Below are 9,762 nucleotides of genomic sequence, written 5' to 3'. Positions count from 1 at the left end.
CGCGAGCCGCAGCAGGGGATCGGCCGGCGCGCCGGCGGCGACGAGGCCGGCGAGCGCCACGCGGCCGGTCGCCTCCGGAAGCACGGCGGCAAGAACGCCAGTCGCGGCCATCAGCGCGAGCGCCCCCGTCGGATCGGGGGCAGCGAGGATGCGCTTCAGTTCCGACCAGACACGCTCCATCGAGAGGCGGGCAAGCCCCGGCACGGCATCACCGATCGCCGCGAGCGCTGCCGCATCAGCCTCGCCCTGCCCATAGCGGGCCTGGAACCGGAAGAAGCGCAGCGCGCGGAGATAATCCTCGGCGATGCGCCGGCCCGGGTCGCCCACGAACCGCACGCGGCCGGCGGCGAGGTCGCCGCGCCCGCCGAACCAATCCTCCACCACGCCTGCGCGCGTCATCGACATGGCGTTGATGGTGAAGTCGCGCCGCGCCGCATCCTCGTGCCAGTCATCGGTGAAGGCGACCACGGCGTGCCGGCCATCGGTCGCGACATCGCGACGCAGCGTGGTGATCTCGATCGGCCTGCCATCGGCCACCGCCGTCACCGTGCCGTGGGCAAGCCCGGTCGGCACGACCTTGGTGCCGCCGGCAGCAAGGGCGGCCATCACCGCCTCAGGTGCATCGGGCGTGGCAAGGTCGATATCGGCGAGCGGAAGGCCGGCGATCGCGTCGCGGACCGCACCACCAACGAGACGGGCCCGCGGAAGTGCGTCGAGAACGGCGGCGACGGCGGGCGCGGCGAGGACGGCTGGTGGTGCGATGCGGAAGCGGGTCGCGTCCACGCCCCCCCGCGCCCTACCGCGAGCTGCCGTCGACGATCCGCCCGTTCTCGATCCGCGCCGGGACGTAGGTGTCGCCATCCTGGAGCGCGGTGAACTCGGCGAACACCAGGAGTGCCGCGGCCGACAGGATGACGCCGGCCCCGGAGAGCGTGAGCCAGGGGGCAGCGCGCGGATCGGCGATCACCTCGCGCCGCGCCACCCACGCCCAGGCGAAGTAGAGGGCGAAGGGAATGAGGAAGGGGATCAGGGCCTGCAGTGCGGCGCGCATCGTTGTTCCCGGGTTATCTGTTCAGTCAGGCGGCATCGTCGCGCAGCGCGCGGCCGAGGGCGACCAGCATCGCGGCCGTGGCCCCCCAGATGAGGTGCCGCTCATGCCGCACGACCCAGAAGCGCCTGGCGCGGCCGAGGATCACGCGCTCCTCGAAGCTCTGGGCGGCCGGGTCGAGCACGTCGGCGAGGGGGAGTTCGAACACCTCGTCCACCTCGCCCGGGTCAGGGCGGAGCACGAGCGGCGGGCGCAGCAGCGCGACGACGGGCGTGACGCTGTAGCCCGTGCCGGTGATGTGCTCGCCAAGCCGGCCGACGATCCGCGCGGCACCGGCGGCAAGGCCGATCTCCTCCGCCGCCTCGCGCAGTGCGGCGGCCTCGGGGTGGGCGTCGGTCGCCTCGATCCGCCCGCCGGGGAACGACACCTGCCCGGCATGCGCCTTCAGGTGACGGCCGCGCAGCGTCAGCAGCACGGTGGGGTCCGGGTGGGCGATGATCGGCACGAGAACGGCTGCCGGGATGAGCGGCCCGACACCCGCGATCCTCTCGCCGGGCGGGAAGCCGTTCACCGGGCGGTCGTCGATGGCCACCGGCGCGCGACGGGCGGCGGCGTCGAGCCTGAGCGCGACATCATCCTCCGTCAGCATCGCACGCTTCAGCATGACTTGCGTCGCCAGCTCGCGGGGCGGCAGCTGGGGGGGCGGCAGCTGGGGGGGCGGCATCGCGGGAGGCGGGAGGATGCGGGCGGCGACGCGCACCTCACTCCTCGGCGCTGCCGAGGGGGAAGAACACGCCACGGCTCCAGACGCCCAGCACACGCTCGCCATGCACACGCTCGGGCACCGCGAGGGCCACCAGCTCGTAGTAGACGGCCCGGCCGATCCGCGCCTCAAGCCCGTCACGCACCATCACGTAGGGGGTCGGCAGGCAGGTCACGACGTCGCGGGCCACCCTGATCGGGTGGGCGGGGCCGGCGGTGACCACCTCGTCGATATTGGTGCGGAATGAGAGGGCCTGGCCGTCACCTTTCCCTTTGGCGCCGTCGCCGCATTCGCCCTTCGACCAGAAGAGCTCGACCGCGACGAACGGAACGTCCTCGACGAGGATGCGGCCCTTCTCGGCCGGCGTCTCGATCCAGTACTCGCCATTCACGCGCTTCAGGCAGGAGGCGAAGAGGCAGACCAGCTCCTTCCGGCGGATCGGGCTGTCCTGGTAGTGCCAGGTGCCGTCGCGCCCGATGCGCAGCGCGAGATCACCGCAGAGCACCTGCACGGGCCTCCGGCGCGGTGCCGGCGGCGTCAGCGCGAGTCCGGGGATGGGCTGGCGGTCAGCCATCGCGGGCGGCATCCCGGGCGTGATGCCGGGCAAAATCCCGGGCAAGCTCCCGGGCAGACTCCCGGGCAGGCTCCCGGGCGCCCTGCCGGGCATGGCCTCGCAGCCACGCGCGTCGAGGCGCGCATGCCCGTGCCCGCTTTCGCTGTCGGCGGCGGTGCAGGGCAGGCGGTGCAGAGAAGCGAAAACAACCGTCACGAGCGCGTGACCCCCAAGCGCAGCTTTCCAGTGCAGCACGTATATAGGTAGCATCATGGTCGCGATTGAAGGGCCGGAGGTGATCCACGTGGCAGGAGCGACGATGCTGGCACCAGGGACGACCGCCGAGACCGGCGGAATCGCAGGCGTTCCCGTCGATCCGACCGCGTTGATTGCGGATGTCGAAGCGCTCACGGCGGCCATCGCCAAGGTCCGCGAGGCCATCGGGCGCGTCATCTTCGGCCAGCAGGACGTGGTCGATCAGACGCTGATCACGATTCTCGCCGGTGGGCATGTGCTGCTCGTCGGCGTTCCCGGCCTCGGCAAGACCAAGCTGGTCGAGACGCTCGGCACCGTCCTGGGACTTGCCGAGAAGCGTGTGCAGTTCACGCCCGACCTGATGCCGGCCGACATCATCGGCTCCGAGGTGCTCGACGAGAGCGCCGAGGGACGGCGGAGCTTCCGCTTCGTGCCGGGGCCCATCTTCTGCCAGCTGCTGATGGCGGACGAGATCAACCGCGCCTCGCCGCGCACGCAATCGGCGCTGCTGCAGGCCATGCAGGAGAACAGGGTCGCCGTCGGCGGCGTCGTCCACAAGCTGCCGCAGCCCTTTCACGTTCTCGCGACCCAGAACCCGATCGAGCAGGAAGGCACCTATCCGCTGCCCGAAGCGCAGCTCGACCGCTTCCTGCTCGAGGTCGAGGTCCGCTACCCAGGCCTCGACGCCGAGCGCACGATGCTGCTCGCCACCACCGGTTCGGCTGACGAGAAGCCGCGCCAGGCGATGTCGGCGGCCGAGCTCCAGGCCGCGCAGGCGGTGATACGCCGCATGCCCGTTGGCGAGACGGTCCTCGAATCGATCCTCACCCTGGTGCGCGCAGGCCGGCCGGAGACGACGCCGATCGAGGCGGTGAAGCGCCACCTCGCCTGGGGGCCGGGCCCACGCGCGGCCCAGGCGCTGATGCTCGCCTGCCGCGCCCGCGCGGTTCTCGATGGCCGGCTCTCGCCCTCGGTGGACGACGTGGTGGCACTCGCCCACCCCGTGCTGCGGCATCGCATGGCGCTCAATTTCGCCGCGCGCGCCGATGGCGTGCGCCTGTCCGAGGTGATCGACCGGCTGACGGAGCTTCTTGGGTGACCCCCCCCGTGATGCGGCGATCGCAGCGGGGGGAAGAAAGGACAACATCGTGAGAGAGCCCGCAGCAGAAGGCGCGGGCAGCTCGGCCGGCCAGCAGGGAGCATCGGGGGCGCGCGCCTTCGCCCGTGCCCGGCATGCCGAGTTGCTGTCTGCCCGCCTGCCGCCGCTCCTCGTTGCGGCCGAGCGCGTGGCGGCGACCGTGGCGCAGGGCGTGCACGGCCGCCGCCGCGTCGGCCAGGGCGACAGCTTCTGGCAGTTCCGCCCCTTCCTGCCAGGCGACGCGATCTCGCGGATCGACTGGCGCCAATCCGCCAAGAGCGACCGCACCTATGTGCGCGAGACCGAGTGGGAAGCGGCGCAGAGCGTATGGATCTGGCGCGATGCGTCGGCCTCGATGCGCTGGCGGTCGTCCGACCGGCTGCCGGAGAAGGTCGATCGCGTCGAGGTGCTGACGCTCGCTCTCGCCTCGCTGCTGCTGAGGGGGGGCGAGCGTGTGGCCCTGCTCGGGCACGGCATGCGGCCCGTCTCGGGACGTCCGATGATCGAGATGCTGGCCGAAGCCGTCACCCGCCGCGGCGATGCCGGCGCCGTCTCCGGCCTGCCGACGGCGGAACAGCTGCCCCGCCACGGCCGCGTCGTGCTGATCGGCGATTTCCTCTCGCCTTTGCCTGACGTGCAGCAGGCGGTGGCGCGGTTTGCGACCATCCCCGTCACCGGCCACATGCTCCAGGTGCTCGACCCTGCCGAGGAGGCGCTGCCCTTCCGCGGCCGCATCCGCTTCGAGGGGCTCGAGCACGAGGGTGCGGCCCTGATCGGCAAGGTGGAAGGAATGCGGGGCGACTACATGCAGCGGCTTGCCGCCCAGCGTGAAGGGCTGAAGGCGATCGCCGCCGCGGCCGGCTGGACCTTCGGCACCCACCGCACCGATGCCTCGCCCGAGAGCGCACTGCTCGGCCTCTACCTTGCGCTTGCGCCCGATCGCGCCGGCAGGGCTGTGTAGGCGATGGACGGGGGGGGAGCGGGCCTCGCCGCGATCGGCTTTGCCCATCCGTGGCTGCTGGCCGCGCTGATCGCGCTGCCGGTGCTGATCTGGCTGCTGCGCGTCACCCCGCCGGCGCCCAAGCTGCTCAGCTTTCCCGCCGTTCGCCTGCTGCTCGACATTCCCCGGCGCGACGAGACGGCCGCGCGCACGCCCTGGTGGCTGCTGCTGCTGCGCATCCTCGCCGCAGCACTGGTGATCATCGGCCTCGCACGCCCCGTGCTGAACGCCGGCAGCGGGGCCGGCGGGTCTGGCCCATTGCTCATCGTGGTGGATGACGGCTGGGCCGCAGGCCAGGGCTGGCCGCAACGCGTCGCGGCGATCGAGACCGCGCTTGATCGTGCCGAACGTGCCGGCCGGCCGGTGATGCTGCTCGCCACCGCGCCGTCGGACCGGGGTGAGCCGCCGCGCGTCTCGGCCGCCATGCCGGCGCAGGACATGCGCGAGCGCGTCGCCGCCCTTCGCCCCCGCCCCTGGCAGCCTGACCGCGCCACCGCCCGGCGCGCCGCCGAGCAGCTGCGTGGCCAGCCGGGCCTCTCGGTCGTGTGGGTCGCCGATGGGCTCAGCCATGGAAACGATGATGATGCCTCGCAGCTCGCCGCATCGCTCGCCGCCCTCGGGCCGCTGACGGTGATCGCGCCACCGGCCGGGGCCACGCCGCGCACCCTCGGCGCGCCGGTGTCGGAGCCGGGGCGGATCGTCGCGCGCGTCGCCTCGCTGCCGGTGCCGGCCGAGGTCGAGGTCGCGGTTCTCGCCCGCACCGCCGATGGCCGGACGCTCGCCCGCGCCACCGCCATGATGCCAGCGGGCGCGACGACGGCCGAGGTGCCGCTCACGCTGCCGCCGGAGTTGCGCAACCGCCTCACCTCGCTCGTGATCGAGAATGGGGCGACGGCAGGCTCCGTCGCGCTGCTCGACGAACGCTGGCGCCGCCGCCCCGTCGGGCTGATCGCGGGCAACGCCGAGACCGCCGACCAGCCGCTGCTGGGTGAACTCTACTATCTCGACCGCGCCCTCTCCCCCTTCACCGAGCTCCGCCGCGGCACGGTGCGCGAGCTGCTGGCCCGCGACATCGCCGTGATCGTGCTGTCGGACGTCGACACGCTGACGGAGCCCGAGCGCGACCTCCTGGCACGCTGGGTGAACGACGGCGGCGTGCTGGTGCGCTTCGCCGGCCCCCGGCTTGCCGCGCGGCCCGACCAGCTGCTCCCCGTGACGCTCCGGGCCGGCGACCGGCAACTCGGCGGCGCTCTCTCGTGGCAGCAGCCGGCAGCGCTGGCGGCCTTCCCCGAAGGCTCGCCGTTCTTCGGCCTCACGGTCCCGGCCGAGGTTCGCGTGACCCGCCAGGTGCTGGCCGAGCCGTCGATCGTGCTGGCCAACCGCACCTGGGCGAGGCTCGCCGATGGCACGCCGCTCGTCACCGGCGAGCAGCGCGGGCGGGGAACGATGGTGCTGTTCCACATCACGGCCAACACCGAATGGTCGTCGCTGCCGCTGTCGGGGCTGTTCCTCGAGATGCTGCAGCGGCTGGTGCAGCTCTCCACCGGCATCGGCACCGGTGCTGGCGAGGCGGTTCTCGCACCCTACGAATCGCTCGACGGCTTCGGCCGCCTCAGCCCGCCGCCGCCCTTCGCCGCCGGCCTCTCCGCCGCGGCGATCGGGCGCGAGGCACCCTCGCCGCGCCACCCGCCGGGCTTCTACGGGCCAGAGGCTGCGCGCGTGGCGCTGAACCTCGGCCCCGCCGCCGGCGCGCTCAGGCCCTTCGGCGCGATGCCCGCCGGGGTGGAGACGCGCATGCTCGACCAGGAAGCGACGGAGCGTGACCTTCGCCCCCTGCTGCTGGGCCTCGCCCTCGTGCTCGTGCTGGTCGACCTCATGCTCTCGCTCGTCCTGCGCGGCCTCGTCCGCCCCCTGCCTGCTTCGTCAGGGCCGGCTGCGGCGCGCGGTGCCGCCGTCGCCCTCCTCCTGCTCGCCGCCGCACCGTCCGTCGCGCAGACCGCTCCCGTCCAGGCAGCGATCGAGACGCGGCTGGCCTACGTCGTGACGGGGGCAGGTGCTGCGGATGACGTCTCGCGCGCCGGCCTCGCGGGCCTGACCGATTTCGTGAACCGCCGCACCGCCGCCAATTTGGGCGAGCCGATGGGCGTCAGGCCCGGGCAGGACGAGCTCTCCTTCTACCCGCTGATCTACTGGCCGATGACGACCGAACAGGCGGGGCTCGACGCCGCCGGCATCGCGGCGCTGAACGACTTCATGCGCCAGGGCGGCATCCTGATGCTCGATACGCGCGACGCAGGCTCCGGCCAGGGCATGAACGCGGGCGGCGATGCGCAGCTGCGGCGGCTGACGCGGGGGCTCTCGATCCCCGCACTCGCCCCCGTTCCGGCCGACCATGTGCTCGCCCGCGCCTTCTACCTGCTGACGGATTTCCCCGGCCGCTGGGTCGGCGGTCAGGTGTGGGTGCAACGTGACCAGGACCGCGCGAACGACAGCGTCAGCCCAGTCATCATCGGCGGGCATGACTGGGCCGCCGCCTGGGCCGTGGATGCACAGGGGCGCAACCCCTACGCCACCGTTCCCGGCGGGGCGCGGCAGCGGCTGCTCGCCTATCGTTTCGGGGTCAACCTCGTGATGTACGCGCTCACCGGCAACTACAAGGGCGACCAGGTGCACGTGCCGGTGCTGCTCGAACGGCTGGGCCAGTGATGGGGGGCCAGTAGCGATGGAAGCATCTGGCCGCGCGCTCACCGCCGTCGCGTTCGATCCGCTGCTGCCGCTGCCGCTGCTGGCCGCCCTCGCGATTGCGTCGCTGCTTCTCGTCGCACTCGCGTTCTGGCGCCGCGCGCGCGGCGCCCCGCTCCGCGCCTTCGTCCTCGCCGTGCTGCTGCTCGCGCTCGCCAATCCGCGGCTGGTGCAGGAAAGCCGCGAGGGGCTGCCCGACATCGCGGTGCTGCTGGTCGACGAAAGCGCGTCCACCCGCGTTGGCGAGCGGCGCGAGGCGACGGCGGCGGCGAAGGCCGCGATCGAGGAACAGGCACGCCGCATCCCCGGCCTCGAGCTGCGCACCGTCACAGTGCCGGAACAGGGCAGCACGGGCACGCGCGCCTTCGAGGGCCTGGCCCGGGCGCTGGCCGAGGTGCCGCGCTCGCGCCTCGCCGCGACCATCGCCATCACCGACGGCCAGGTGCATGACGCGCCCGACGCCAGCGCCGATGCCGTGGCGGCGGCGACGGGCGGCGCGCCCTTCCACATGCTGCTCACCGGCCGCCCCGGCGAGACCGACCGCCGCGTCCGCATCATCGAGGCGCCGGGCTTCGGCATCGTTGGCCGGTCGGTCGAACTCCGCGTCGTCGTCGAGGATCTCGGTGGCGCGCGCGAGGGGGCTCCCGTCACGCTGATCGAGCGTCGCGATGCCACGGCGCCCCGCCGCGTGCAGGTGCAGGCGGGGCGCGAGCACCGCATCACCGTGCCCATCGAACGCGCCGGGCAGACCGTGATCGAGCTCGAGGCGGAGCCGCTGGAGGGCGAGGTCAGCCCGATCAACAACCGCGCCGTGGTGCAGATCAACGGCGTGCGTGACCGCCTCCGCGTGCTGCTCGTGTCGGGTGAGCCGCATGCCGGGCAGCGCACCTGGCGGCGCCTGCTGAAGGCCGACCCGAATGTCGACCTCGTTCACTTCACCATTCTCCGCCCGCCGGAGAAGGACGACCTGACGCCGCTGAACGAGCTCGCGCTGATCGCCTTCCCGGTGCGCGAGCTGTTCCAGGTGAAGCTGCGCGAGTTCGACCTGATCATCTTCGACCGCTTCACCAATCGCGGCATCCTGCCGCCGGTCTACCTCCGCAACATCGCCGAGTACGTGCGCGGCGGCGGCGGGCTGCTGCTCTCGGTCGGCCCCGAGTTCGTCGGCCCGGCGAGCCTCTACAACACCCCGCTCGGCCAGGTCCTGCCCGCCTCCCCCACCGGACGCGTCGCGGAAGCCGCATTCCGCCCGCGCGTGACCGACCTTGGCGAGCGTCACCCCGTCACCACCGCGCTGCCGGGTGCGAACGCGGGCGATGCCGATGCCGCCTGGGGCCGCTGGTATCGCCGCATCGATGCCGCCGCCCCGCGCGGTTCGGCGCTGATGAGCGGTGCGGCGGGCGAGCCGCTGCTGATCGTCGACCGCGTCGGCGAGGGGCGCGTCGCCCTCCTCCTCTCGGACCAGATCTGGCTCTGGTCGCGCAGCCATGACGGCGGAGGCCCGCAGGCGGAAATCCTCCGCCGCGCCGCGCACTGGCTCATGAAGGAGCCCGACCTCGAGGAGGAGGACCTTCGCGCGCGCATCGACGGCGAGCGGCTGATCGTCGAGCGCCGCTCGATCGCCGAGGGCGAGCCGCCGCAGCTCGAGGTGACGAGCCCGTCCGGCACCGTGACGCGCCATGCGGCGACCGAGGCCGGCCCCGGGCGGGCGATGCTGGAACTGCCCGCGACCGAGCCTGGCGTGTGGCGGATCAGCGACGGCACGCGCTTCGCCTTCGCCGCAGCCGGTGCCGCGAACCCGGCCGAGATTGCCGACCTGCGTGCCTCGGACCAGCCGTCCCAGGCGGCGGCCCGGCTTTCCGGCGGCTCCGTCACCTGGCTTTCGGCGGCGGGCGTCCCGAACCTCCGCCCGGTCGCTGCCGGCCGCGACACGTCAGGGCAGGGCTGGATCGGGCTTCGCCGCAACCGTGACCATCTCGTCACCGGCATCGCCGACCTGCCGCTGATGCCGCCCTGGGCAGCGCTGCTGTTCATCGTCGGCGGCCTGGTCTGGGCCTGGCGGCGCGAGGGCCGGTGAGAGAATGGGTGCGAGCATGGGTGAGAGCATGCATGAGGTGCGGAGCCCACCGCGAGGCTGTATAGGAGTGGCGATGACACGACTTGCCCTTCCTGCCCTCGCGGCCTCCCTCCTCCTTGCCCTGCCCGCAGTGGCGCAGCAGGCGCCGTCCGGCCCGGGCGCGCCGGCGGCGGAGACGACGCCGCG

Annotated in this window: 8 protein-coding genes; 4 read left to right on the top strand and 4 right to left on the bottom strand. The window is 73.0% G+C overall.

The window, feature by feature from the left end; all coding sequences use genetic code 11:
- From Q0C38_RS22625 to Q0C38_RS22610, 4 genes are all read right to left on the bottom strand, one after another.
- A partial coding sequence (locus Q0C38_RS22625; RefSeq protein WP_408870062.1) for a CCA tRNA nucleotidyltransferase occupies window positions 1–783 on the bottom strand: 783 nt, incomplete at its 3' end.
- A gap of 13 nt (window positions 784–796) precedes the next feature.
- Complete coding sequence (locus Q0C38_RS22620) at window positions 797–1,051, bottom strand: DUF6111 family protein (RefSeq protein WP_291299405.1); 255 nt, start codon at window positions 1,049–1,051, stop codon at window positions 797–799.
- A gap of 25 nt (window positions 1,052–1,076) precedes the next feature.
- A complete protein-coding gene (locus Q0C38_RS22615; RefSeq protein WP_291299404.1) occupies window positions 1,077–1,712 on the bottom strand; it encodes a CoA pyrophosphatase in 636 nt (211 codons plus the stop codon).
- A gap of 97 nt (window positions 1,713–1,809) precedes the next feature.
- Entirely contained in the window at window positions 1,810–2,385 is a 576-nt protein-coding gene (locus Q0C38_RS22610; RefSeq protein ID WP_291299403.1) for a DUF1285 domain-containing protein, read from the bottom strand.
- A 298-nt stretch (window positions 2,386–2,683) separates the two neighbouring features.
- On the opposite strand from Q0C38_RS22610, the gene Q0C38_RS22605 reads away from it, so the two are divergent.
- Genes Q0C38_RS22605 through Q0C38_RS22590 form a run of 4 tightly spaced genes read left to right on the top strand, consistent with a single transcriptional unit; the run spans window position 2,684 to window position 9,576 of the window.
- Window positions 2,684–3,718 carry a MoxR family ATPase gene (locus Q0C38_RS22605; RefSeq protein ID WP_291299406.1) on the top strand — a complete coding sequence of 345 codons (1,035 nt, stop codon included), beginning with the start codon at window positions 2,684–2,686 and terminating at the stop codon, window positions 3,716–3,718.
- 49 nt (window positions 3,719–3,767) lie between these two features.
- On the top strand, window positions 3,768–4,718 hold the full coding sequence (locus tag Q0C38_RS22600; RefSeq protein ID WP_291299402.1) for a DUF58 domain-containing protein: 951 nt from the start codon (window positions 3,768–3,770) through the stop codon (window positions 4,716–4,718).
- A gap of 3 nt (window positions 4,719–4,721) precedes the next feature.
- On the top strand, window positions 4,722–7,463 hold the full coding sequence (locus Q0C38_RS22595; RefSeq protein ID WP_291299401.1) for a DUF4159 domain-containing protein: 2,742 nt from the start codon (window positions 4,722–4,724) through the stop codon (window positions 7,461–7,463).
- A 16-nt stretch (window positions 7,464–7,479) separates the two neighbouring features.
- Window positions 7,480–9,576 carry a hypothetical protein gene (locus Q0C38_RS22590; protein WP_291299400.1) on the top strand — a complete coding sequence of 699 codons (2,097 nt, stop codon included), beginning with the start codon at window positions 7,480–7,482 and terminating at the stop codon, window positions 9,574–9,576.
- The last annotated feature ends 186 nt before the right edge of the window (window positions 9,577–9,762 follow it).

Origin of the sequence: Elioraea sp., assembly GCF_022842375.1 — a bacterium.
GTDB lineage: Bacteria > Pseudomonadota > Alphaproteobacteria > Acetobacterales > Acetobacteraceae > Elioraea_A.
The sequence above is the reverse complement of the archived record's forward strand: the minus strand, read 5'-3'. Positions and strand labels throughout refer to the sequence as shown.

Coding starts and splice junctions, on each gene's coding strand:
- Q0C38_RS22605 (WP_291299406.1), top strand. CDS start 2,684: ATGCTGGCACCAGGGACGACCGCCGAGACCGGCGGAATCGCAGGCGTT.
- Q0C38_RS22590 (WP_291299400.1), top strand. CDS start 7,480: ATGGAAGCATCTGGCCGCGCGCTCACCGCCGTCGCGTTCGATCCGCTG.
- Q0C38_RS22620 (WP_291299405.1), bottom strand. CDS start 1,051: ATGCGCGCCGCACTGCAGGCCCTGATCCCCTTCCTCATTCCCTTCGCC.
- Q0C38_RS22615 (WP_291299404.1), bottom strand. CDS start 1,712: ATGCTGAAGCGTGCGATGCTGACGGAGGATGATGTCGCGCTCAGGCTC.
- Q0C38_RS22595 (WP_291299401.1), top strand. CDS start 4,722: ATGGACGGGGGGGGAGCGGGCCTCGCCGCGATCGGCTTTGCCCATCCG.
- Q0C38_RS22610 (WP_291299403.1), bottom strand. CDS start 2,385: ATGGCTGACCGCCAGCCCATCCCCGGACTCGCGCTGACGCCGCCGGCA.